General features: G+C 41.0%; 24 protein-coding genes. 17 read left to right on the forward strand and 7 right to left on the reverse strand.

The annotated features are described in order from the left end of the window. Window positions 1-3: 3 nt before the first annotated feature. Together MKL32_RS13960 and ubiG are read right to left on the reverse strand one after the other, a co-directional pair. Entirely contained in the window at window positions 4-702 is a 699-nt protein-coding gene (locus MKL32_RS13960; protein WP_039048107.1) for an HAD family hydrolase, read from the reverse strand. Then, window positions 702-1,415, reverse strand: a complete 714-nt coding sequence (ubiG, locus tag MKL32_RS13965; protein ID WP_004907314.1) for a bifunctional 2-polyprenyl-6-hydroxyphenol methylase/3-demethylubiquinol 3-O-methyltransferase UbiG — start codon at window positions 1,413-1,415, stop codon at window positions 702-704. The genes MKL32_RS13960 and ubiG overlap by 1 nt, the downstream gene beginning before the upstream one ends. Window positions 1,416-1,584: 169 nt before the next feature. Here ubiG and MKL32_RS13970 point away from each other — a divergent pair, with 169 nt between their 5' ends. After that, the gene (locus tag MKL32_RS13970; protein WP_004907312.1) at window positions 1,585-2,205 is read left to right on the forward strand and encodes a thiol:disulfide interchange protein DsbA/DsbL; all 621 of its coding nucleotides are present in this window, start codon (window positions 1,585-1,587) and stop codon (window positions 2,203-2,205) included. Window positions 2,206-2,256: 51 nt separating this feature from the next. On the opposite strand, the gene MKL32_RS13975 is transcribed toward MKL32_RS13970, so the two are convergent. Both MKL32_RS13975 and MKL32_RS13980 read right to left on the reverse strand, forming a co-directional pair. Then, window positions 2,257-2,895, reverse strand: a complete 639-nt coding sequence (locus MKL32_RS13975; protein ID WP_004907310.1) for a TetR/AcrR family transcriptional regulator — start codon at window positions 2,893-2,895, stop codon at window positions 2,257-2,259. A 106-nt stretch (window positions 2,896-3,001) separates the two neighbouring features. Continuing rightward, the gene (locus tag MKL32_RS13980) at window positions 3,002-3,652 is read right to left on the reverse strand and encodes a TetR family transcriptional regulator (RefSeq protein WP_005403827.1); all 651 of its coding nucleotides are present in this window, start codon (window positions 3,650-3,652) and stop codon (window positions 3,002-3,004) included. Between the two features lie 427 nt (window positions 3,653-4,079). Between MKL32_RS13980 and MKL32_RS13985 the strand changes: the two genes are divergently transcribed. The 4 genes from MKL32_RS13985 (at window position 4,080) to MKL32_RS14000 (ending at window position 7,830) form a co-directional block, all read left to right on the forward strand. Continuing rightward, a complete protein-coding gene (locus tag MKL32_RS13985; RefSeq protein ID WP_005403828.1) occupies window positions 4,080-5,120 on the forward strand; it encodes a ferredoxin reductase in 1,041 nt (346 codons plus the stop codon). A 29-nt stretch (window positions 5,121-5,149) separates the two neighbouring features. Continuing rightward, on the forward strand, window positions 5,150-6,340 hold the full coding sequence (locus MKL32_RS13990) for a fatty acid desaturase family protein (protein ID WP_004966919.1): 1,191 nt from the start codon (window positions 5,150-5,152) through the stop codon (window positions 6,338-6,340). A gap of 124 nt (window positions 6,341-6,464) precedes the next feature. Continuing rightward, the gene (gene rph / locus MKL32_RS13995; protein WP_004907303.1) at window positions 6,465-7,181 is read left to right on the forward strand and encodes a ribonuclease PH; all 717 of its coding nucleotides are present in this window, start codon (window positions 6,465-6,467) and stop codon (window positions 7,179-7,181) included. Window positions 7,182-7,662: 481 nt separating this feature from the next. Further along, complete coding sequence (locus MKL32_RS14000) at window positions 7,663-7,830, forward strand: ABZJ_00068 family colistin stress protein (RefSeq protein WP_165395627.1); 168 nt, start codon at window positions 7,663-7,665, stop codon at window positions 7,828-7,830. On the opposite strand, the gene nadC is transcribed toward MKL32_RS14000, so the two are convergent. Further along, window positions 7,827-8,672 (reverse strand): carboxylating nicotinate-nucleotide diphosphorylase, encoded by an 846-nt coding sequence (gene nadC / locus MKL32_RS14005; RefSeq protein WP_125318360.1) that lies wholly within the window; start codon window positions 8,670-8,672, stop codon window positions 7,827-7,829. The genes MKL32_RS14000 and nadC overlap by 4 nt on opposite strands. Before the next feature lie 144 nt (window positions 8,673-8,816). Between nadC and ampD the strand changes: the two genes are divergently transcribed. Next, window positions 8,817-9,389 (forward strand): 1,6-anhydro-N-acetylmuramyl-L-alanine amidase AmpD, encoded by a 573-nt coding sequence (gene ampD, locus MKL32_RS14010; RefSeq protein ID WP_125318361.1) that lies wholly within the window; start codon window positions 8,817-8,819, stop codon window positions 9,387-9,389. A gap of 82 nt (window positions 9,390-9,471) precedes the next feature. Continuing rightward, complete coding sequence (gene murJ / locus MKL32_RS14015) at window positions 9,472-11,022, forward strand: murein biosynthesis integral membrane protein MurJ (RefSeq protein WP_171293815.1); 1,551 nt, start codon at window positions 9,472-9,474, stop codon at window positions 11,020-11,022. A gap of 33 nt (window positions 11,023-11,055) precedes the next feature. Here murJ and MKL32_RS14020 read toward each other — a convergent pair whose 3' ends face one another. Then, the gene (locus MKL32_RS14020; protein ID WP_125318362.1) at window positions 11,056-11,739 is read right to left on the reverse strand and encodes an FKBP-type peptidyl-prolyl cis-trans isomerase; all 684 of its coding nucleotides are present in this window, start codon (window positions 11,737-11,739) and stop codon (window positions 11,056-11,058) included. A gap of 44 nt (window positions 11,740-11,783) precedes the next feature. Then, window positions 11,784-12,491, reverse strand: a complete 708-nt coding sequence (locus MKL32_RS14025) for an FKBP-type peptidyl-prolyl cis-trans isomerase (protein ID WP_151707821.1) — start codon at window positions 12,489-12,491, stop codon at window positions 11,784-11,786. 332 nt (window positions 12,492-12,823) lie between these two features. On the opposite strand from MKL32_RS14025, the gene wecB reads away from it, so the two are divergent. The 10 genes from wecB to MKL32_RS14075 all read left to right on the forward strand — a co-directional run bounded on the left by wecB (window position 12,824) and on the right by MKL32_RS14075 (window position 24,658). Continuing rightward, window positions 12,824-13,951: a non-hydrolyzing UDP-N-acetylglucosamine 2-epimerase gene (gene wecB / locus MKL32_RS14030; protein ID WP_270900674.1), complete on the forward strand. Its 1,128-nt coding sequence runs from the start codon at window positions 12,824-12,826 to the stop codon at window positions 13,949-13,951. Between the two features lie 40 nt (window positions 13,952-13,991). Next, on the forward strand, window positions 13,992-15,230 hold the full coding sequence (gene wecC, locus MKL32_RS14035) for a UDP-N-acetyl-D-mannosamine dehydrogenase (protein ID WP_151790316.1): 1,239 nt from the start codon (window positions 13,992-13,994) through the stop codon (window positions 15,228-15,230). Window positions 15,231-15,239: 9 nt separating this feature from the next. Next, a complete protein-coding gene (locus MKL32_RS14040) occupies window positions 15,240-15,791 on the forward strand; it encodes an acyltransferase (RefSeq protein ID WP_005403834.1) in 552 nt (183 codons plus the stop codon). Window positions 15,792-15,793: 2 nt separating this feature from the next. Continuing rightward, a complete protein-coding gene (locus tag MKL32_RS14045) occupies window positions 15,794-16,993 on the forward strand; it encodes a hypothetical protein (protein ID WP_005403835.1) in 1,200 nt (399 codons plus the stop codon). Window positions 16,994-17,002: 9 nt separating this feature from the next. After that, window positions 17,003-18,097 carry a glycosyltransferase family 4 protein gene (locus tag MKL32_RS14050; protein ID WP_270900675.1) on the forward strand — a complete coding sequence of 365 codons (1,095 nt, stop codon included), beginning with the start codon at window positions 17,003-17,005 and terminating at the stop codon, window positions 18,095-18,097. Window positions 18,098-18,277: 180 nt separating this feature from the next. Further along, on the forward strand, window positions 18,278-20,416 hold the full coding sequence (locus MKL32_RS14055; RefSeq protein WP_004966943.1) for a bi-domain-containing oxidoreductase: 2,139 nt from the start codon (window positions 18,278-18,280) through the stop codon (window positions 20,414-20,416). Next, window positions 20,413-22,185: a heparinase II/III domain-containing protein gene (locus tag MKL32_RS14060; RefSeq protein ID WP_005403838.1), complete on the forward strand. Its 1,773-nt coding sequence runs from the start codon at window positions 20,413-20,415 to the stop codon at window positions 22,183-22,185. Before MKL32_RS14055 ends, MKL32_RS14060 begins: the two co-directional genes overlap by 4 nt. Continuing rightward, window positions 22,182-23,402, forward strand: a complete 1,221-nt coding sequence (locus tag MKL32_RS14065; RefSeq protein WP_270900676.1) for a glycosyltransferase family 4 protein — start codon at window positions 22,182-22,184, stop codon at window positions 23,400-23,402. The genes MKL32_RS14060 and MKL32_RS14065 overlap by 4 nt, the downstream gene beginning before the upstream one ends. After that, window positions 23,395-24,006 carry a sugar transferase gene (locus MKL32_RS14070; protein ID WP_004966949.1) on the forward strand — a complete coding sequence of 204 codons (612 nt, stop codon included), beginning with the start codon at window positions 23,395-23,397 and terminating at the stop codon, window positions 24,004-24,006. The genes MKL32_RS14065 and MKL32_RS14070 overlap by 8 nt, the downstream gene beginning before the upstream one ends. Next, window positions 23,999-24,658, forward strand: a complete 660-nt coding sequence (locus tag MKL32_RS14075) for an acetyltransferase (protein ID WP_039048117.1) — start codon at window positions 23,999-24,001, stop codon at window positions 24,656-24,658. The genes MKL32_RS14070 and MKL32_RS14075 overlap by 8 nt, the downstream gene beginning before the upstream one ends. Window positions 24,659-24,687: the final 29 nt, after the last annotated feature.

The following is a 24,687-nucleotide window of genomic DNA, read 5'->3' on the forward strand; positions in this document are numbered from 1 at the left end:
TGCTTAACCCATCATACGCTGATTTTCTGACAAAACAGTGATTTTCTGTTTGAGCAATTCATGTAATTCCGGAACTGTTTGGATAATCGCATCTGCATTCCACGCATCAAGGTCGTCACGTGATTCAATTGGTAAATAACCATACGCGGCCAAAATCGTATACATACTCGCATTACGACCTGCATCGATATCACGAGGATGATCACCAACATAGATGATTTCTTCGGCAGCAATTTGAAGTTGTTTTGCAGCCAAATACATCGGTTCAGGATCTGGTTTGGTATTTTGAACATCTTCGGGGCAAACCAAGACTGAACAACGTGAGCTGAGATTTAACTCTTTAAGCAATGACTCACTCAGACCACGTGGTTTGTTGGTTACGATACCCCATGGAATTTGTTTTGCTTCTAGCTCTTCGAGTAAAGGGTACATACCATTAAAAAGGTTTGTATCTACAACGATATTTTCACCATATACATCTAAAAAGCGTTGGCGATGAGCGAGAAACACTGGATCAGTCACGTCTAATTCTGGATAGACCAATTTCACCATGGCTCGAGCGCCTTCTGACACTTGAGTTCGAATTAACTCTGCATCAACAACTGGACGTTGTTCATCACGACACATCTGTTGAATGATGCGAATAAAGTCAGCCGCAGTGTCTATGAGCGTTCCATCAAGATCGAATAATACCGCTTTCATTAGGCACCTGTATTGGTAGTATGAACCATATAATTCACATCGACATTTGGGGCTAACCAATAGTGCTTGGTGATTGGATTATAGTGAAGACCAATCATTTCTTTTAAGCTAAGACCAGCGTTGCGAATATCATGCGCCATTTCAGATGGGCGAATGAATTTATGATAATCGTGTGTGCCTTTTGGTAGTAAACGTAACACGTACTCAGCGCCAATGATCGCAAACAAATACGATTTAGGATTACGGTTGATCGTTGAAAAGAATACATGACCACCTGGTTTCACCAAGCTTTGACATGCTTTTACAATCGAAGCTGGATCAGGCACGTGCTCCATCATTTCCATGCATGTGACAACATCGTATTGACCTGCTTGTTCTAGCGCAAGCTGCTCAACAGGGATTTGGCGATATTCAATGTTTTGTACATTTTCTTGTTGTGCGTGCAGACGACCGACCGCGAGCGGGGCTTCGCCCATATCAATACCGAGAACATCTGCACCACGACGTGCCATACTTTCCGCGAGGATGCCACCACCGCAACCGACATCCAAAACTTTCTTGCCTGCCAATCCACCTACACGCTCATCAATCCAGTTTAAACGTAATGGGTTAATTTGATGGAGAGGGCGGAATTCAGAATGTTGATCCCACCATTTGGCAGCCAATGCTTCAAATTTTGCGATTTCTTGTGGGTCAACATTCAATTGCGACATGGTGTCACCTCTATTTATTGGCATAATGATCTAGGTCTAGTGTAGCGATTCTTGAAAAAAAAGCGATAAATCCTATAAAAAACTTCACAGAAGCAAAACGAATTGATCGTGTTTGATTTATATTTAGCATATAAACTTACGAAAAATGCTTAGAGGAAAAGCAAACTCAATGAAAAAGTTAGTATTAGGTGGTTTAAGTGCGGTTGCAATGGCGTTTTCAATGAATGCTATGGCGGCTAATTTTGTTGCTGGTAAAGATTATACGGTGGTTGCGAATCCAGTGAAGACCGCTGCACCAGCAGGCAAACTCGAAGTACGTGAATTCTTTTGGTACGGATGTCCACATTGCTTCAAACTTGAGCCACATATGCAAACGTGGTTAAAGAAGATTCCAAGTGATGTTTATTTCTTACGTACACCTGCTGCGATGAATAAAGTATGGGAGCAGGGCGCACGTGGTTACTACGTTTCTGAAGCGCTTGGCGTACGCAAGAAAACCCATATTCCATTGTTCCATGCGATTCATGAAGGTGGTCAACAAATCTTTGACCAAGCTTCTCAAGCAAAATTCTTTGCACGTTATGGTGTGCCAGAACAGAAATTTAACAGTATGTTCAATTCATTCCCTATTACTGCAAAAATTGCTGAATCTAACAAATTAGCTCAACAATATCAGTTGACGGGTGTTCCAGCAGTTGTAGTAAATGGCAAATATGTGGTGCAAGGTGAAGATGCTAAAGTGACTCAAGTCGTTGACTTCCTACTTGAGAAAGAGCGTAAAGCTAAATAATTGGCATGCTTCGATCATAAAAAAGGACTGTCATCACAGTCCTTTTTTTATTTAAGCGTTTTCATCGAGCTGAAATTCTTTTAGATCGATCTGTACTGTTTGAGTAGGTAAAGATAGCGCTTGGCTGACATAGAGATTAATCAGTTTTTGGCGAGAGCCAATTGAACGTTGGTAATAGCTTGAGTTCAATAATAGTGCTGCGCCATAAGTCAGAGACCAAATATAAGATAAATAGTCTCGAATCGACATATCGTAGTTCTGTGATTTTAAATATTTTTCAGTCATGTCTTTGAGTGAAACAATACGTTGTTGGCGAACAGCGTATAGTTCATCAAACAAATGTTTGAGTTTCGACTCTGTCATGGTCAGATGTTCTTCTAACTGATGTAAAAGAATCGTACGACTCGGCGCCGTTAAATGATGCAGCATATAACGAGGGGCATATTCTTTGAAATCTGTATTGTATTGATCCGAAATCTTGAGAATTTCTTTTTCATTTTGAATGATCAGTTCAAGTAACAATTCATTTTTGCTACGGAAATGCTTATATAAGGTGCCTTTTGCGATATCCAGTTCGGCAACCAGTTCATCGAGGGTCATTTCTTGGTTGTTTTCTAATAATAGCTTTTCCGCAACCTGCAAAATTTTTTCTTTACGTATTAAGAACTGAGTATGACGATCAGGATTCATGATGCTTTTAAGCTCCTCATAGTGTTCTAAACGGCATCGCGCTATTGTCTAATGCATCATAACGCTTAGCAATGCTTTTATATATCAACCTTTCATATTGATATGATCAAGCGTTTTGAGGTTCCCAGTTTGAGATCCCACGAAATAGTAAGCGCACTTGAGTCGCTGCATTATCGATAAATAAATTTTGCTGTTCTAACAAATGATCAATCGTGAACTGTTTGGGTAAGTTGATCCATGTCATCGCCCATGTAAAGGACATATTAATCAAAATCGTTGATAAGACTTGGAGGTCTTTGGCTTCCCTAATATGTTTGAAGGTTTCGAGTTTGCACAGGTCAATGGCAAGATCTTCAATCAAAAATTCGATTTCACGGGCAATCGCAATTCGTACTGTTTCAGAACCACCCCAACGTTCAGCGATCATAAATTGCCACTGTTGAGGGCTATGATTTACTGCTTGGACAAACAACTCAATGCTGGTTCGTGTTTTCGCAGACCCGCTGTGTTGTAAATAACTTTGCCCCAGTTGATGAATCAGGCTTTTGAGATGCAAAGAAACTTGATCAACGAGTTCTTGCCCTAACGCATCCATGTCTTGGAAATGACGATAAAACGCCGTTGGTACTAAACCAACTTCGCGAGCCACTTCACGCAAACTGATACTACTAAATGAGCGTCCAGAAGTACTGAGATGGAGTGCTGCATCAAGCAGAGCTTGTCGGCTCTGTTGTTTTCGTTCATCTCTAATCGACATGAAAAAGATCCATTGAATTCATACAGCAGAGTCTAGCAAAAAAAACATGATTTTTTTAGCCCTGAGCGAGGATTAAACAAAGCAACTTTGTCCTGAGAGGTGTCTAAAGCCTAGCAAGAAAATGAGCAGCTAGGCTGCAAATAGAATTTATATCAATACTTTCTTTGTTCTCATAACCATTTAATGCCTGTTAAGAAGTGAAGTTGCCAAGCGAGAAAAGAAACATGTTTTGTTAGGGCTAGATTTGCTGATTAATCCATTATTTTTTTCTCGTCATTTTAGCGATTTATAAAAAAGTATTAAAAATAACCAAAAAATAGTGAACAAGTGTTGACTCAGTGAACACAAATTAATATAGTGTACACATGTTCACTACATGAACATTTGTTCACTCAATATAAATAGCCAGATACAAAACGAGGAACGTATGAACGCTAAGTTAAATTATCAACCGCATTGGGTTCGTGAAGATTTTGTTGATTTTATCCTTGCAAAGGTTAACCCGATGTGGACTTTGCGCCGCATTATGGCAAAAATCGAAGCGATTGAGCCGATTGCAGATGAAATGATCAAGGTCACTTTAAGCAGTAACAATAAATTTACAACCTATCAGCCTGGTCAATTTGTGATGGTGACGGTTCGTATTGATGGTGTGCTGCATCAACGAGCGTATAGCTTGGTGAGTTCACCAAGTCACGACAAATTGGTATTGGGTATAAAAAAACAAGGTCGTGTATCTAACTATTTAGCCAACAGCGCACGTGCTGGTGATGTGATTGAAATTACTCAGGCGATGGGCGAATTTACGCTAAAAGACTTTGATACAGAAGAAGGTAAACAACCAATTCTTTTGGTATCTGCAGGTAGTGGTATTACGCCGATTATTCCGATTGCGAAACAGGCTTTAGCACGTTCAAATCAACCTGTAACGTTGATTTATTACTCACGTGATCCAGCGTTCCGTACTGAATTGGAAACACTGGCAGCAGAATATGCGCACTTTAAGCTACACATTATTGTCGATAGTGCTGAACAACCTGCTTATTTTGATGAAGAAACTTTGGATCGTTTGTGTGTCGATGCTGCTCAACGTCAAACCTATGTGTGTGCTGCTCCAGGGTTGATGAAAGCGACACGTCAAATCTGGGCGAAACGTGGTTGGTTAGACCGTTTAACGCAAGAAAGCTTCTTGCCAGTGACGATGGATGTGGATGCTCAAATCCAACCAGTCAATTTCCGCCGCAGTATGCAAGAGTTTGAAGGCCGTGGCAACCTATTGGCCAGTGCTGAAGCTGCGGGTTTGAAACCATCTTTTGGTTGTCGTATGGGGATTTGTAATACCTGTGTTTGTACCAAGGTTAGTGGTGCAGTGAAAAATCTACTTACAGGTGAAATCGATAACCAAAACAATGTGCAAATTAAGTTGTGTGTGAGTGAAGCGGTGAGTCCCGTTGAGATTGACCTTTAATTCATATTGACCAGATAGAGAATAATATTATGAACATGATGACAGTAAATCCGACTAAAACGATTCCTCCAATCAAATTTGGCGGTAATACAAGCCGTGCATTAACACCAGAAGAAGTACAAGAGTTTGGCCGTAAGATTGAAGCCATCCGTACTGAAACCATGGCTAAAATTGGCAAAGAAGATTCTGATTATATTTATAAAGTACGTAACTTTGTACGCTACACCGAAATTGCGTCACGCGGCATGTTGATGTTTGGTGGTTGGATTCCACCTGTATGGTTATTAGGTACCGTTATGCTAGGCGTATCTAAAATCGTTGAAAATATGGAACTTGGTCATAATGTGATGCATGGTCAGTTCGACTGGTTAAATGATCCAACGCTTAATGGTGCAACCTACGACTGGGATACGGTGTGTACGGGTGAAGATTGGAAATATACGCATAACTATAAACACCATACTTATACTAATGTGTACGGCATGGATCATGACATTAGTGGTTATGGCGTGATGCGTATGAGTCGTGAGCAAAAGTGGGAACCTCGCTTTTTGTTTAACGTACCAACGGGTTTTGTATTATCTACGGGTTTTGAATGGCTATTGGCTTTACAACGTCTAGAGATGGAAAAAGTATTATTTGATGGCACCAAAACTTGGAAAGAAGTGTATGTAGAATCCAAAAATCTACGCAAAAAGATGGTACGTCAGTTTGGTAAAGATTATGTGCTGTTCCCATTGATTGCTGGCCCAATGTTCTTGCCAGTATTAGCGGGTAACTTTGTTGCCAATCTGATCCGTAACTACTGGGCATCGACCGTGATTTATTGTGGTCACTTTACAGAAGACTCTGAAATTATCACTGACAATATTGATAATGAAACCAAAGCAGAGTGGTACTTGCGTCAGATTCGTGGTTCAGCAAACTTTACTGGCGGTAAAATCATGCATTTCTTAAGTGGCAATTTGAGTCATCAAATCGAACATCACTTGTTCCCTGATGTACCTGCCAACCGCTATCAAGAGATGGCACCTAAAGTACGTGCAGTCTGTGCAGAGTTTGGTCAACAGTACAATACAGCGCCGTTTGGATCTCAAATTGTGAGTGTGTATAAACGTCTGGCGATTCACTCTTTGCCTGACAATGTAGTAGACCGTTTGGTGGCGATCAAACATAGCTTTGTTGATGCAGTGAAAAGCATGTTTGGTAAAGCTGCTTAATTAAGATAGAGCATTGCTTGAGTCATTAAGCGATGCTCTTTACCAACAAGCAAAAGGGAAAGTACGTGTAATTGAGATATACTATGGTGCAATTATAGTTGTGCTATCGTTTTAAGGAATTATTATGCGTATTGACCAAAGAGCATTAGACCAGTTACGTGACGTAAAGATTACGCGTAATTATACCCGTTACGCTGAAGGTTCAGTTTTGGTTGAATTTGGCCATACCAAAGTGTTGTGTACAGCAAGCATTGATAATTCAGTACCTCGTTTCTTGAAAGGTCAGGGACAAGGTTGGGTAACTGCGGAATATGGCATGTTACCACGCTCAACGCACACGCGTAGTGATCGTGAGGCAGCACGTGGTAAGCAAACGGGTCGTACTCAAGAGATTCAACGATTAATCGGTCGTAGTCTTCGTGCGATGGTGGACTTGAAGAAGTTGGGTGAAAACACGATTACGATAGACTGTGATGTGATCCAAGCGGATGGCGGTACACGTACTGCTGCAATCACAGGTGCAGCGGTTGCATTGGTAGACGCAATGAATGTATTGCTGAGCAACAAGAAAATTAAACATGACCCATTAAAAGGTTTAGTGGCAGCGATCTCAGTCGGAATGTATCAAGACGAAGTCCTACTAGATTTATGCTACGAAGAAGATTCAAATTGCCAAACGGATTTAAACGTGGTGATGACACAAGCAGGTGAATTTATTGAAATTCAAGGGACGGCAGAAGACAAACCGTTCACACGCCAGCAGTGTAATGCCATGTTAGAGCTTGCAGAAAAAGGAATCTCAGAGTTGATTCAAAAGCAACAGCAAGCACTCGGTTGGTAAGTTCCAGTTGATAGTGCGGGCGGTCTGGTTTTTTTAGACCGCCTTTTTTTATTTAAGATTAGATCAGAAGGAAATAATAAATAGCCAAAAAGATAACCATGCCCCATGTAATAAAACCAACAATTAAAACCTCAGTGCTCTCAATATCAACGTGACGTCTCAATCGATAAGCAGATACAACACAATATCCAGTGCCACGAATTAAGCCTTCGATAATCACTTCAAAAATGATATACAGAAAAAAACGGATGATTTGAAAAAGCAAAGTAAAGAAGGCTTCGAAAATAGATTCCATTTTTTATGATTTAAAATAGTTTATGGGTCAATGTATCTCTAAGCGACATAAAAATAAACATGATCAATGAATATCTATCTCTACATAGACGCATTATAAATTTTCAAACGGTAACAATACCCGCTTATTCAGCTCATCTTAGTTTGGTACGCTTGCGTAAATTGAAAATAACAAGGAGGGGGAATAATGGTTCAAGTATTTCTCATTTTTTTAACAGCAGTGACTTTTGTTTTGATGGCTGTTGATCCACGCCCTACTGATTCGACACAAGCTAAGTCAGCTTGGAATGAAAAAGTCGAAGTATCTCGTGACACTTCGACTCAGAAGGAAACAAAAGATGTTGATGATGCTTAAGCATTAAAACGCATAGATAAATCTACAGCTCTCACATCCTTAGTCAGTACACCCATTGAAATATAATCTACGCCAGTTGTTGCAACTTCGCGTAAGTTCTCAATAGTAATATTGCCTGAGGCTTCTAACTTACAACGTCCAGCAACATGCTTCACTGCATCAATCATTTGTTGCTGGCTGAAATTATCTAACATCACGATATCAGCTCCAGCTTCGAGTGCTTGATTCAACTCGTCCCAAGTCTCTACTTCTACTTCTACTGGTTTACCTGGTGCGATTTGATGTGCTTTGGTAATGGCTTGGGCAATACCACCTGCTGCCATAATGTGATTTTCTTTAATTAGGAAAGCGTCAAATAAACCTAGACGATGATTTTGACCACCACCGATTGCCACTGCATATTTTTGAGCAATGCGTAAGCCTGGTAAGGTTTTACGTGTATCCAAAAGTTTAGTGTTTAAACCATCCAATTGTTTTACGTAATTTGCCGTTTTGGTCGCCACAGCAGAAAGCGTTTGCACAAAATTCAAAGCAGGACGCTCAACTGTTAGTAAGCTACGAGCTGAACCTGCAAGTTTTAGAAAAGCTTGATTGGCTTGAACAAGTTCACCTTCTTGCTTTAACCACGTGATTTGAACATCTTTATCATAAGCTTTGATCAAGGCGTTAACCCAAGGTTGACCAGCCAATACCATGTCTTCACGAGTGATAATCGTTGCCGTAGCTTGCTCATCTTCTGGTGTGAGCATTGCGGTAATATCACCGTCCCCAATATCTTCCTGTAATGCTTGTTGAATATTAATTTGAATCGATTGTTCAAGCAAAGATTGAGGAATGCTCATACTATTTCCAGTATAGGTTGACCAAAAAACTAGTGCGTTATATTAGCACCCTCAACATAAAAAATAAGCATTTCATCTCGATTATTGCGCATAAAGCATGTCAAAATGGCAAAGATAAAGATTAAATTGCCGATTTGATAAACCATGCAACGTTCTAGATTTGCGCAAATTCGAAATGGTGTATTAGAAGGTGCGACGCAACTCCCATCACCAAATTTTAATGCACGTCCAGTGGATGCTGACATTCAACTGATTGTTATTCATAACATCAGTTTGCCACCCTCTCAATTTGGTGGTGGTTATATCCAGCAATTCTTTCAAAATAAGTTAGATTGGAATACTCATCCTTATTTTCAGACTATTGAAGGCATGCAAGTATCCGCACATCTATTGATTTTGCGCACTGGTGAAGTGATTCAATTTGTAAATTTCAATGATCGTTCGTGGCATGCAGGACGTTCGAGTTATCTAGCACACAAAGAATGTAATGATTATTCGATCGGCATTGAGTTGGAAGGCAGCGATGATCTTCCTTTCGAGGACGCACAGTATCAAGCATTGGTTGATGTTGTACTGATGCTAGCTAAAAGCTATCCAAAAATTCAGAATCATATCGCGGGGCATTCTGATATTGCACCAATGCGGAAAACAGATCCAGGTCCTTATTTTGATTGGCAAAGATTCCGAAAAGCGCTATCACAAGCCAAATTAACTTAAAAAATATCCGCCAATTTATGATTTCACAACGAAATCTATTTTGAGTTTCATTACAATAACGCTTTTTAAAGATAAGCCGTAGGTGAATGCGATGGCATTGTGGCGATCGACTATTATTGTCAGTGCAATGACGATGTTATCTCGAGTTTTGGGATTAGTGCGTGATATCGTGCTATTAAATGTATTTGGTGCGGGTAAAGATTTCGATACTTTCGTTGTTGCCTTTCGTATTCCAAACTTTTTTCGACGCTTATTTGCGGAAGGGGCTTTTTCTCAAGCTTTCATTCCTGTTTTAACCGAATATAAAACTAGTAAAACACATGCAGAAGTGCAGATTCTGATTAGCCGAGTATTTGGTTGTTTGCTGACGGCTATGTCATTGCTAACTTTTGTGGCGATGGTTGCCGCACCAGCGATTATTTATTTGTATGCACCAGGATTTCATAACGATCCAGAGAAATTTGATTTAGCGGTGGATATGTTCCGCCTCACGATTCCTTATTTAATGTTCATGTCGTTGACGGCTTTTGCGAGCAGTATCTTAAATAGCTATGGCTCATTTGCATCGCCAGCATTTTCACCTGTGCTTTTGAACATTGCGATGATTGCAGGAGCATGGTGGTTAACACCTTTTATGGCAGAACCTATTATGGCATTGGGTTGGGCTGTCGTGGTTGCAGGTGTTTTACAGTTAGCGATACAAATCCCTGAGCTTTGGAAAAAGAACTTACTTATTCCACCTAAAGTTGATTTTAAGCATGAGGGTGTTGATCGTATCTTGAAACTAATGTTGCCTGCATTATTCGGTGTTTCAGTAACACAAATTAATTTACTGTTAAATACGATTTGGGCATCGTTCATGCAAGATGGTTCAGTATCGTGGCTATACAGTGCTGAACGAATGACTGAACTGCCATTAGGTCTCATTGGCGTTGCGATCGGGACAGTTATTTTGCCTTCACTATCTGCGCGTCACGCTGAGCAAGATCAAGCTAAATTTAAAAGCATGATTGATTGGGCTGCTAAGATCATTATGTTGGTCGGTATTCCTGCAAGTATTGCATTATTCATGTTATCGACACCGATTATTCAAGCTTTATTCCAACGTGGCGAATTTACTTTAGAAGATACACATATGACGGCACTTGCATTGCAATGTATGAGTGCAGGTGTAATTTCATTTATGTTGATTAAAGTGTTTGCACCAGGTTTTTATGCACAACAGGATACCAAAACACCAGTTCGTGTCGGTCTCATGGCAGTTGCTGCAAATGCGATTTTAAACGTTGTATTTATTGGGTTCTTTAAATTAATTGATTGGCATGCTGAGCATATGGCTTTAGCACTCGCTTCTTCGGGCTCTGCTTTAGTCAATGCTGGAATGCTGTATTTTTATTTACACAAACGAAATATCTATCGTTTTGGGGCGCATTGGAAAAAGCTAGGTTTCCAATTTTTAGTGGCCAACATAACCATGATTGCTGCTCTTGCATATGCTTTAACATGGTACCAAGGTGATATCGCTCAGTGGTTGCGAATCGCAGAAGTTGTTGGCTTGTGTGTATTGGGTGTCGCTGCTTATGTTATTGGTTTACTAATCACGGGTTTTCGCCCAAGACATTTGAAACATTAAAAAGATAAACCCTCCAACAAGGAGGGTTTATTACTATTTCACTTCGAGTAATTCAATATCAAAAATAAGTGTGCTGTTCGGTCCAATTGCATCTCCAGCACCCACGTCACCATATGCTAAGTTAGATGGCACAAAGAAACGACTTTTGCCGCCTTCTTTCATCGTTTGGACACCCTCAGTCCAGCCAGAAATGACTTGATTCAGTTTAAATTCAACAGGGTGGTTACGAGCAATCGAGCTATCAAACACAGTTCCATCAATTAATCGACCTTCGTAATTTACTTTTACTGTCGATGTTAACTTTGGCGATTTACCAGTACCTTGTTGAAGAACTTGATACTGTAAACCTGATTTTGTTGTGATGATATCTGGTTTTTTAGCATTCTCTGCTAGAAAGTTTTTTCCTTCTTGGGCATTTTTTTCTGCCTGCTCTTGGAATTCAACTAATTGTTTGGCTTCAAGTCGCTTTTTATATTGGTTGAGAATTGTCGCCATTTGCTCATCACTGAGAGTTGCTGGTTTTCCCTTAATTGCATCTTCAAGCCCTAGCACAAAGGTTTCGATGTTTAAGTCTTTGAGTGTTTCTGTATTTCCTTTCCCCATTAAATAACCGTAGCTATAACCCAATTGATCTTTTTGTGGACTTTTTAGGGTGATAGGAGCTGCTTGAACCGTTCCAATCATCAATGTTATGAGAGTAAGTGTAAGTTTTTTCATTCTTTCTTCCAAAATAAAGGAGAGCACAAGCTCTCCCTATATCATTATTTTACAGCGATTAATTCGACATCAAAAATCAAAGTACTATTTGGCGGGATAGAGCCTGGCACGCCTTGTTCACCGTAGCCTAAGTTAGCAGGGATATAAAGCGTTGCCTTACTGCCTTCTTTCATGAGTTGTAGACCTTCAGTCCAGCCAGGAATGACTTGATTTAATGGAAACTCAATTGGTTCACCACGATCGTATGAGCTGTCAAATACTTTACCGTCAGTTAATTGACCTTTGTAATGTACTTTAACGACAGAAGTTGCAACAGGTTGTTTGCCAGTTCCTTCTTTGGTGATTTTGTATTGCAAGCCAGATGCTGTTGTTTGAACACCTTCTTTTTTAGCATTTTCAGCTAAGAAACTTGAGTTGCTTGCCTCAACTTTTTTGGTTTCGTCTTGTTGCTTTTGTTGCATCTCTTTTTGGAATTCTACATATGCTGCTTGTAATTCTTCCTCAGAGTATGCTGCAGGTTTTTGAGCATGTGCATCACGAAAACCTGTAATAAATGCATTCGTTTCAAGCTCTGGTGGAGTTTGTTTTGCAACTTCATAACCGAGAGCATAGCTGATCTTAGCAACAGGTGCTGCATTTTTATCAGCTTTCGTGCCAAACTCAGTGGTTGGATTTTGTGTCGCATAATAAACAGGTACTAGGGCCGCACCGCCTAACACAACTGCAGCAATGAGAGGTAAAGCTTTACTCATGAGATGTCCAAATCATTTTTTGCATAAAATTGATGCCATTGATCTTAGCATGGTTGAGTTAAAGCATAGAATCATTGATCTTAAAATCGAGTGAATTTTTGCTACGTTTCTTATGTATTTGTGAACATACTCTTTATATATGTGATATCTGAAGAATCAAAATAAAAGCGTGATTTTTTTAGTGCTTCTTTGCAGTACAGTTTGAGAATGGATTTAGTGCTAAATCAAAGTCTGATATTATATCAAACTCTAATATTCAAACTATCTACAGATTGAATTTTCTTAGATAGTTCTCTCGCTTGTCACTTAGGGCTGAAAACAGGATATATGTCGTGAAAAAAGTCTTATTGGTTTTCGGTACACGTCCAGAAGCAATCAAAATGGCACCACTTGCATTGCATCTTCAGCAGCAGAATGACTTTGAATGTAAAGTCTGTGTGACAGGTCAGCACCGAGAAATGCTGGACCAAGTCTTAGCACTATTTCAACTGAATCCCGATTATGACTTAAATCTGATGAGGCAAGGTCAGACATTGTCGGACGTGACAGCGGGTGTTTTAAAAGGGCTTGAGCAGGTCTTTTTAGAGTGGCAACCAGATCTGGTTTTAGTCCATGGTGATACAGCGACGACATTTGCAGCATCTTTGGCTGCATACTACCATAAAATTAAAGTAGGTCATGTTGAAGCGGGTCTACGTACAGGTGATCTCTATTCACCTTGGCCAGAAGAAGCTAATCGACAGTTAACAGGCGTTTTAGCCAATTATCATTTTGCGCCGACACAATCGTCCTATCAAAATTTAATCAAAGAAAATGTGCAACCTGAATGCATTGTCATTACGGGTAATACCGTGATTGATGCCTTACTCCAAGTCAAAGAGAAAGTTGAACATGATCAAGCCCTGATTGAAGAATTTCAACATACTTTTACCTTTCTGGATTCAACAAAAAAATTACTTTTAGTGACCGGGCATCGTCGGGAGAATTTTGGCCAAGGTTTTCTCAATATTTGTTCAGCATTGGCTGAACTTGCAGAGAAATATCCAGATTTACAAATTGTGTATCCTGTACATTTAAATCCGAATGTACAACAACCTGTACAACAGTTATTGTCCAATATTCCAAATATCTTTTTAATTGCACCGCAAGACTATCTACCTTTTGTGTATTTGATGAATCGTTGCGATCTCATTATGACTGACTCTGGGGGCATTCAAGAAGAAGCACCTTCCTTAGGCAAACCAGTATTGGTAATGAGAGACACAACAGAGCGACCAGAAGCAGTTGAATCAGGCACAGTGAAATTAGTTGGGACAGATAAAGCACAAATTGTGCAAAATGTCTCTGCATTGTTGGATGACCCAGCTATATATCATGGTATGGCTGGAGCACATAATCCCTATGGGGATGGTACAGCTTGTCAGAAAATTATTGATTTTCTTCGACAGCACGCATTGTAATTTAAAATTTTTAAGTGATTTAAATCATTAAGTTGGGTATATGAAGCATTCTTTTAAACATCTTTGTGTTGTGGGCTTGGGTTATATTGGATTACCCACTGCGGCGACGTTTGCTGCACATGGTTTAAAAGTGACAGGAGTCGATGTTAATCAGCATGCTGTAGATATTATTAACCAAGGTAAAGTGCATATTGTAGAGCCAGATTTGGCTGCTTTAGTCCGTGATGTGGTTGCACAGGGACAACTTTCGGCGCAAACGGAGCCTTGTGCAGCTGATGCCTATATTGTTGCGGTGCCGACACCCTTTAAAGACGATCATGCGCCTGATTTAGCGTATATTGAATCTGCAGCAAAGGCTCTAGCACCTTATTTAAATGCAGGCAATTTGGTGATTTTAGAATCTACCTCACCTGTAGGTGCGACCGAAGAAATGGAAGCATGGCTCAGTGCTGCTCGACCAGATTTAACGTTTCCTCAACAGGCTGGAGAGGCTGCTGATGTTTTGATTGCCCATTGTCCCGAGCGCGTCTTACCAGGTAAAGTATTACAAGAGTTGATCAGTAATGATCGTATTATTGGGGGGATGACGCCTCGATGCTCAAAAGCTGCGATTGAATTGTATCGAACCTTTGTCAAAGGGGAGTGCATTGAAACCAATGCACGGACTGCGGAAATGTGTAAGCTGACAGAGAATTCATTTCGTGATGTTAATATTGCTTTTGCCAATGAACTTTCAATCATTTGCGATAAGTTAGACATCCATGTGGCTGAATTAATTCAATTGGCCAATCGCCATCCACGCGTCAATATTTTGCAGCCTGGTCCGGGTGTTGGTGGACACTGTATTGCAGTTGACCCATGGTTTATTGTGTCTAAAACACCAGAGCAAGCTCGTTTAATTCGTACAGCCCGTGAAGTGAATGACAGTAAACCTCACTGGGTGATTGATCAGGTCAAGATTAAAATTGCCGACTATTTACAACGACATCCAAGCAAAACAATTAAGGATATTAAGCTGGCTTGTTATGGCCTAGCGTTTAAAGCGGATATTGATGACTTACGTGAAAGCCCAGCCTTAGATATTAGTTTACATTTGTTCAAACACAGTGGTTGTCAGGTGGTTGCTGTAGAGCCGAATTTGGATGTGAATCAGTATCAAGACATTCCTTTGGTGGATTTAACCGAGGCTGAGCAGGCGGATATTCGTGTATTATTGGTCAAACACCGTGAATTTAAGTCGATTGACTTTGGTGCAAAAGCTTTCGATTTAGTCATTTGAGTTGAAAAGATGATACGAATCCTTGCGCGTGGTTTAGCCTACCTGCACAACTTCTGTTTTAGGGCATGTAACCGAGTCTTGATGTATGGTTATTTGCAAAAATTTCATAGTGTAGGTGAGCATGTCCTATTTAGTCCCTTAGGTTCGGTATTCAGTTATTCCACCATTACTTTGGGGCATCATGTTTTTATTGCCAATCGCGCTTGGTTCTCTGGCGAAATTGAGATTGGTTCTTATGTGATGTTTGGTCCTAATGTCACCATATTGGGCGGTGATCATGAATTTAAGGACACCACTCAACCGATGTTTTTTGTCAAAGACAATCAACAGCGTCAAGCGAAAATAAAAATTGGAAATGATGTCTGGGTGGGGGCCAATGTCACCATTTTAAAAGGTGTCGAGATTGGTCAAGGTGCAATTATTGCCGCAGGAAGTGTGGTGAATAAATCGGTTGAACCATTCACTATTGTAGGCGGTATTCCTGCGAAAAAGATTGCTGAGCGATTCACCCAAGACGAAAAACAAGCGTATATTTCCCACTCACACCATTGGTCTAAGTAGCAATGAGCCCTCATGTGATTATGGTGGTCGGTGTAGGATCTGCACGATTCTTACAATTACTATTTAGTCTGTATTTGGCATGGTATTTTGGACACGCGGCACTCGCCAGTTTTGTGTTAATGCTGAGCCTGAGTGCTGCATTTGGCGCATTTCCCTCTTTAGGAGGGGGGCCACAAATTTTACGGGCAGGTGCATATTCACAGCCCGAGCAACATATTCAAATGACGCTCGCAACTAGCATATTGCTGCTTGTATTGAGTTTGTTACTGTTGCCTTTTGCGACCATATTGTGGGGAGGAGATACGCAAAATCTGCGCTCAAATGGTCTACTCACTGCTGCAGCTGTATTTTTTACGACAGGCAGTGTGTGTTTTGCCATGATTCAATCCTTATGGTCCTATCAACAAAAATATAAGGCCTTAGGGTTATTTGCTTTATTGAGCTACATTTTGGCCTTCATCATTGCTTGGATGGCCAGTGTGTTTTTGGGTAAAACCGCTGCGAGTGAGATCATTACGATTTATGCACTGGTGTTTATGTTGTTGAATGCACTTGTATTCTATCACGTTGGCTTTCGGCCTTATACTTTAGTGACTGGGTTGTCGCAACTGCTGGATAAAACGGTTCTAAAGCAATGTTTAGAACAATCAATTAAAGCAGCTCTATTTGGTTTTATCACGCTTTTTGGTCTTTATGCGTTGATGAAAGCGGTGAATGTTGACTATTCCGCATATGATGCCGCAGTATTTTCTTTAAGTTTCCAGTTCTTTCAAATCGGTATTTTTATTCCGAGTGTGCTCGGTGCGGTATTTGTGCCGAAATTGGTCAAACAACAACAGGCGGCGGTTCAACAGAAAACCATTTATCTGTGGATCTCGATGTTTTGGGTATTCTGCTCGGCTATAGCATTAGTTCCTGTATTCTATCTATATCATTTTGCCTTAGAGGCATCTGCGATACTCACCTTTGTATTGTTACAGTGTGCGGTGCCCTTATCTGCGTTACAGGCGATGTACATTCAACAACATGTGGCTATGGGGAAATTTAGTCGTTTATCATTGAATGCATTATGCTGGGCGACAATCACTTTAATTTTGCAAGCGATATTGCCAACACAGATTTACTTTTCTGCATTGGCCATTTTCTTGGCTTATGCAGGTAGTGTATTGCTATTTTTTTGCCGTCAACCTCAGCGAGTGTGAAATCTAATCATGGCGATGCAGACCCCACCCATTAGTTATGTAGCCAATGCCAGTAGTCCGCATGTCAGACATTGGGTGGAATATCTAGATGAATTAGGTTTGCCTTATCACATCTATAGCATTCATAAGAATAGCTTTTTCCCACCAGAACAGGTGACGACAAAGTTTAATGGTTTACTTCGCTTTGGTGCTTTAGGAAGTATTGTGGCCTATATCCTGTTGGGATTATGGTTGCGACTGTTTGTGCCGAAAGCTTTGCAATTACATGCGCATAATACTTCAGGTTATGGTTTGAGTGCATATTTAAGTGGTCGAAAATATCTGCTGACCACCTATGGGAGTGAGATTTTTTCTGCACCGCAAAAAAGCATAATCTATCGATTTTTGATTCGACGGACCTTACATGCTGCAGAAAAAATCACTGCATCTTCACAATATATGCAAGACACTTTGACGCAACACTTTTCAGTACCAGCATCACGTGTAATGACCTTTAGTCTCGGAGTTTCTTCGGTATTTCGTGTATCCACTGAAAAACGTTCAATTGTTCGCCAACAGTTAGGCATCTCTGAACAGGACACGGTGTGGATTTATAACCGACGCATTACTCCGCTGTATCGTACACTGGATGTGGTGGAGGCTTTTCAACAGTTTGCACGAGGTCGTCAGGGCTATCGACTGCTGCTCTTGGCAGGAGATTTTGATGCGCAATATTTGGCTAAAGTGAAATCACATATTCAAGGTGATAATAATATCCAGTTAATTGATGGTTTTATTGATCAGGCGCAATTGTCAGGTTATTTGTGTGCAGCGGATGTTGCCTTGTCTTTACCCAAGAGCGATCAGTTATCTTCATCAATTTTAGAAGCCCTGTCTTGTGGGTGTTTACTCATTTTGGCGAAACTGTCTGCTTATCAAAACATTACAGATCACTTTCCCTGTGTGGTGATTGATGATGTCTATGTAACCTCCATTCAACAGGCTTTTCAAGACAGTGTATTATCCCTGCAGTCGGATATTTCTCATCTGCAACAACAGCAACTGAAACAGGTGGCATGGGGGCGTCAGCAGGTGATGTTATGGATCAAAAAATTGTATGCGTGAATACGAATATGGCGATGAGTTGAATTTTGCTTTAAATACAAAAAATCAGTTGCTGCTGATACATGCAATTATTCTCGGCTGGGGTAAAATAAAACTCACGTGTGCTAAGTGGTTTTATTGGTGTTTGAGGCTGCATGGCTTGCACTTCAAGTGGGATTTTCTTTTTCTAAGGTGATGTGAATGCGTCAAATTCTTCAAGACATGGCGAATGGTGGAACAACGGTGACGGAAGCACCTGCACCCCAATGCACATCAGGACATGTGCTGATTGCGACGACTACATCGTTGATTTCCGCAGGCACCGAACGAATGTTGGTGGGATTTGGGAAAGCGTCTTTAATTGATAAAGCACGTCAGCAACCTGAAAAAGTCAAAATGGTTCTTGAAAAAGTGCAGACCGATGGTTTATTGACAACCTATGACGCAGTGAAATCAAAATTGGCACAACCTTTGGCTTTAGGTTATTGCAATGTTGGCGTGATTCATGAAATTGGGCATGGTGTCGACGGGCTGAAAGTGGGTGATCGTGTCGTATCGAATGGTCCTCATGCCGATGTGGTGAAAGTGCCGAAAAATCTCTGCGCGAAAATTCCAGATCAAGTCTCCGATGAAGCGGCCGCTTTTGCAGTTGTTGCCAGTATCGGCCTACAAGGAATTCGCCTTGCTGAACCGACCTTGGGGGAGTGCTTTGTCGTCACTGGTGCAGGACTGATTGGTTTATTAACCATTCAAATGCTCCGTGCAAATGGTTGTCGTGTACTGGCGATTGATTTTGACCAAAGCAAGCTGGAATTGGCGAAGCAATTTGGTGCCGAAGTGTGCAACCCTGGGCGTGGAGAAGACCCTGTTGCAACAGGGTTGGCATTTAGTCGTGGTTTAGGGATTGATGGCGTGATTATTACTGCCTCGACTAAAGTTAGTGACCCAGTAACTCAGGCCGCACGGATGAGTCGAAAACGCGGACGCATTATTTTAGTGGGTGTGACAGGTTTAGAGTTGAACCGTGCTGACTTTTATGAAAAAGAACTGAGTTTCCAAGTTTCATGTTCTTATGGGCCTGGTCGCTACGATGCCGAATATGAAGATAAAGGGCATGATTATCCACTTGGATTTGTACGTTGGACAGAACAACGCAACTTTGTAGCTGTTTTGGATATGTTGGCTGCAGGTACCTTAAATGTTGATCCTTTAATTACCCACCGATTTGATTTTGAAGATGCGCCACAGGCTTACAATGTGCTGACCGAAGATCAGGCAGGGTTGGGTATTTTACTCAAATATCCTTCAGCAATTGCCTCACGTCTTGGACAAAATGTGGTGTTGAAACCGATACAGGTTGAACCAGAGAATGCTGTAGTTGGTTTTATTGGAGCTGGTAATTATGCCTCACGTATTTTGATTCCCGCATTTAAGAAAGCTTCCGCACAACTTCATACCATTGTGACTGCTGGCGGAATTAATGGCGTCATTCATGGTAGTAAAACAGGATTTGCCGAAGCATCGACAGATCTGAACGCCATGTTACAACATCCAGAAATCAATACGATTGCGATTGTGACACGGCATAATAGTCATGCATCGATGGTGGAGAAAGTGCTTGCTGCAGGTAAACACGTTTTTGTAGAAAAACCGTTGGCGTTACATGTCGATGAAATTGATCGCATTGAACAATTGTATCAACAGCAAAGTACAACCGATCGTTATAGTCGTGTTATGGTAGGTTTTAATCGTCGTTTTGCACCGCAAGTGCAAAAAATGAAAGCCTTGCTTGACACAGTAAAAGAGCCAAAAAGTTTTATTATGACTATGAATGCAGGGGCGATTCCTGCAGAGCATTGGACACAAGATTTACAAATAGGTGGTGGTCGCATAATTGGTGAAGCGTGCCATTTTATTGACTTGATGCGTTTTCTTGCAGGTTCGAAAATTGTATCGATTCAGGCTCGTCGTATGGGTGAAACCGATGCTGTGCAGGTTCTAGAAGACAAAGCCTCAATGACGTTTGGTTTTGAAGATGGATCATTTGGTACGATTTTTTATTTGGCGAATGGTGCATCCAGTTTTCCAAAAGAACGCATAGAAGTCTTTACAGCAGGGCGTGTTTTACAGCTCGATAACTTTAGAAAACTGAAAGGTTTTGGCTGGCCTGGATTCAATAAAATGAATCTGTGGCGTCAAGATAAAGGTCAAGAGGCATGTGCGGCAGCATTTGTGGAAAGTATTCGACAAGGGCAACCGACACCCATCCCTGCTGATGAAATCTTTGAAGTCGCACGTGTGACTTTACAAGTTGCTGAAATATTACGAGCACAAACATGAGTCAACTCCAACTCAAGGCAAAGACGGCATGGGCATTAGGCTTTATGAGTCTATTTCGTGTATTGAAATATCGCTTGAGTGTAAGAATTGGGTTGAATTCTGTGCAAAAATTGACAGCACAGTTGCCTCGAGGCAATTTTTTTTCTTCGCCACGACCAAATGAAGAATCGGGTGCCACAGTAACGGATATACCTAATTGGTTTTATAATCGGTTTAGCCATCGTCAATTTAAAGATACACATTTACCTTGGTATCAAATTCCCGACTTTGATGAACAGATCGGTGACATTAAAGGAATTTGGGAAATTTCTCGCATGCAATGGGTGCTTGACTTTGTCGTGCGAGAGCGCAAACAGCAAGATGGTCTGGCCTTACTTGAGCTGGATTGTTGGCTGAATGATTGGTGTTGCAATAATCCAGCTTATTTTGGGCCGAACTGGAAATGTGGTCAGGAAGCATCGATTCGTGTTATGCACCTGATAGCTGCCTATCTTGGTTTACCAAATCGGGCTGATCCACAAATTCAATTACTGGACTTAATACACGTTCACTTGCAACGAATTTCCCCCACCATAGATTATGCGATAGCCCAAAACAATAATCATGGTACCTCTGAAGCCACCGCACTGTATATAGGTGGAGTTTTTCTCAATCATTTTCGACCATCATCACAAGCCAAGCAATGGCAAGATACAGGGCGTTATTGGTTAGAAAATCGGGCCAAATGCTTGATTATGGCAGATGGTGGTTTTAGTCAATATTCAGTCAATTATCATCGTGTAATGCTTGATTCTTATTGTCTAGCCGAGATTGTTCGTCGACAGTTTGACGATAAGACCTTTTCCATACGATTACAACAGCAATTACAACGTGCAACAGATTGGCTTCATGTGTTAACACAAGTACATGGGAATGCTCCCAATTTAGGTGCGAATGATGGTGCACGGTTGTTGGTAGTATCGGCAACCGATTATGCGGATTTTCGACCAAGTGTACAGCTAGCTAGCACGCTATTTGTGGGACACAGTTACTATCAAACTGCGGGCACCTATGATCAGGTATTGGTATTTTTTGCCTTAGAAAAAATGCAAAATCAGGCCTTTGAATTGCCGAGTAAGCAACAGTTTTTTCAGGACAGTGGCTTAATGACCGCTACAATCGGACCCTTTTTTTTGGCATTTAAACTACCGATCTTTCACTTTAGACCGAGTCAATGCGATAGTTTGCATCTGGATGTATGGTGGCACGGAGAAAACCTGTTACGTGATGGGGGAACCTATAGCTATAACTCTACCCTAGAAGATTTGGACTATTTTTCAGGAACAGCCAGTCACAATACCGTACAGTTTGATGATCATCTGCAAATGCCACGTTTGAGTCGTTTTTTATTTGGTGATTGGCTGAAACCCAAAAATCTTCACTATGCAAAAGATCATTGGCGTTGTGGCTATCAAGACGCTTGGGGTGGACAACATGAACGTGAGATTATTTTAACTCGTCATTCTATTAGGGTTATTGATCGTGTCTCTGACTTTAAGCGTCAAGCCATCTTACGTTGGAGACTACAGCCTGATCATTGGGTACTCACGCCAGACGGAGTAAGCAATGGTCAAATCATGTTGCAGCTTGAACGACCTCAGAATGCGCAAATGCATTTAATACAAGGCGAAGAATCTCGTAACTATTATCAAAAAAATCCATTACCTGTGCTCGAGATCACTGTGACACAGCCCACTACCATTGTGACCATTATCAAAGATTTGACATGAAAATTCTCTATTTCCATCAGCATTTTTCAACGCCAAAGGGATCGACTGGTATTCGTTCATATGCCATGGCACAAGCTCTATTACGTCAAGGACATCAGGTCACTATGGTGTGTGGTTCTTTTGGTGCAGGGCAAACTGGATTAAGCCAGCCTTTTGAAAAGGGTGTGCGTCGTGGCATAGTTGATGGCATCGATATTATTGAATTTGAATTGCCTTATTCTAATGCTTTGTCCTTTCTTAAACGCGTACTTATATTCTTAAGTTTCGCATTTAAGTCGATTCGCGTGGCACTCACCGAACCTTACGATGTGGTTTTTGCCACAACCACACCGCTCACAGCAGGTATTCCTGGTATTTTTGCAAAATGGCTACGTCGTAAAAACTTTGTATTTGAGGTGCGTGATTTATGGCCAGAATTACCCAAAGCTATGGGAGTGATTAAGAATCCCATCATTTTGATGATGATGTCTATGCTCGAATGGTTGTCTTACCATTCAGCCGATCGTTTAATTGGACTGTCACCAGGGATTGTGGATGGCATTATTGGTCGTGGTATTCAGCCTGAGCGTGTGGCCTCAATTCCCAATGGATGTGATTTGGATATTTTCGATCAGCCGATTGAGGTATGGCGACCAGAAGGAGTCAATCGCGGTGATTTGATGGCGATTTTTACAGGTACACATGGTCTAGCCAATGGTTTAGATGCAGTGATTGCTGTGGCAAGTGAATTAAAACAACGTGGACGGGATGATATTAAATTGGTGTTGGTCGGTGACGGTATGCAGAAACCAGCCTTACAACAACAGGCGCATCGCTTAGAATTGAATAATATTATTTTTCATGATCCTGTAAATAAGCAACAACTGGCGGCATTAATGGCAGGCGCCGATATTGGTATGCAAATTTTAGCCAATGTTCCAGCCTTTTATTATGGAACATCGCCCAATAAATTCTTCGACTATATTGCAGCTGCATTACCTGTATTGAATAATTATCCAGGATGGTTGGCGGAGTTGATTGAAAAAGAGCATTGCGGTTTTGCTGTGCCTCCCGATCAGCCGAAGGCCTTTGCGAATGCGCTAGAGAAAGCTGCGTCAGATCGTGATCAACTGAAGCGTATGGGAAAAAATGGACAAAATGTTGCTAAGACGCAGTTTAATCGCGTAGCTTTGTCACAGCAGTTTGTACAATGGGTGACTGGAACAAAACATGATTAAACGCTTATTAGACATCGTGATTGCTTTATTAGCGCTTATCTTACTTTCACCTATTTTAATTATGGTTGCATTACTGGTTCGTAAGAATCTAGGCTCACCTGTTTTATTTCAGCAAGAACGTCCTGGTTTACATGGTCTACCCTTTAAAATGATTAAATTCCGAACCATGAAAGATGCTTATAATGCCCAAGGTGAGGCATTACCCGATAGTGAACGTCTAACCGCTTTTGGAAAACTACTGCGATCCACCAGTTTGGATGAATTGCCTGAGCTTTGGAATGTGTTGAAAGGGGAAATGAGCATAGTAGGACCTCGACCGTTATTGATGGAATATTTACCATTATATAATGCTGAACAGGCCAGACGACATGAGGTTCGACCAGGCATTACGGGTTATGCACAAGTGAATGGCCGTAATGCTATTAGCTGGGAACAGAAGTTTAAGCTTGATACATGGTATGTTGACCATCAATCGCTGTGGTTAGATATTAAAATTATGCTGAAAACGGTTAAAAAAGTTCTCATTCGTGATGGTATTCATGCTGAAGGAGAAGCGACCATGTCGAAATTTATGGGTTCGGAGTCAGGTAAGCATCATGACTAAACCTATTTATGCAATTTATGGCGCATCGGGGTGTGGGCGAAGTTTAATGCCTGTTGCGAGACAGCAATTACAGCGTGATGGATTAACCGCAGAACTCTATTTTATTGATGATCGTTTTGATCAGCCAACAGTATGGAATGGTCATCCTGCTGTAAATTATGCAACATTTCAGCAGTTGCAAGCGAGCTCTAAACATGTGGTTATTGCAATCGCGAACAGCCGAATTCGAGAAAAAATTGCTCTACAATTGCAGCAAGATGAGATCAAAATGTGGTCTATTTGTGCAGACAATGTGGTACTCATGGATGAAGTTGACCTAGGTGAAGGTTCAGCATTAAGTCCATTTGTTACAGTGACATCTAACATTCGTATTGGTAAGTGTTTCCATGCCAATTTATACAGTTATGTAGAGCATGACTGTTTGATTGGGGATTATGTGACTTTTGCACCAGGCGTCAAATGCAATGGTAATATCCATATTCATGACCATGCTTACATTGGTGCTGGAGCTGTGATTAAGCAGGGAACGCCTAATCAACCCCTCGTTATTGGTCAAGGTGCTGTGATAGGTATGGGGGCTGTAGTGACTAAAAGTGTCCCAGCAGGGGTGACCGTTGTTGGTAATCCTGCACGAATTATGCAGAAGAAATAGTTGATAAACGAATTATTTGGAAGAACAAA

This window comes from Acinetobacter sp. AOR34_HL (genome assembly GCF_027854795.1).
Classification (GTDB): domain Bacteria; phylum Pseudomonadota; class Gammaproteobacteria; order Pseudomonadales; family Moraxellaceae; genus Acinetobacter; species Acinetobacter junii.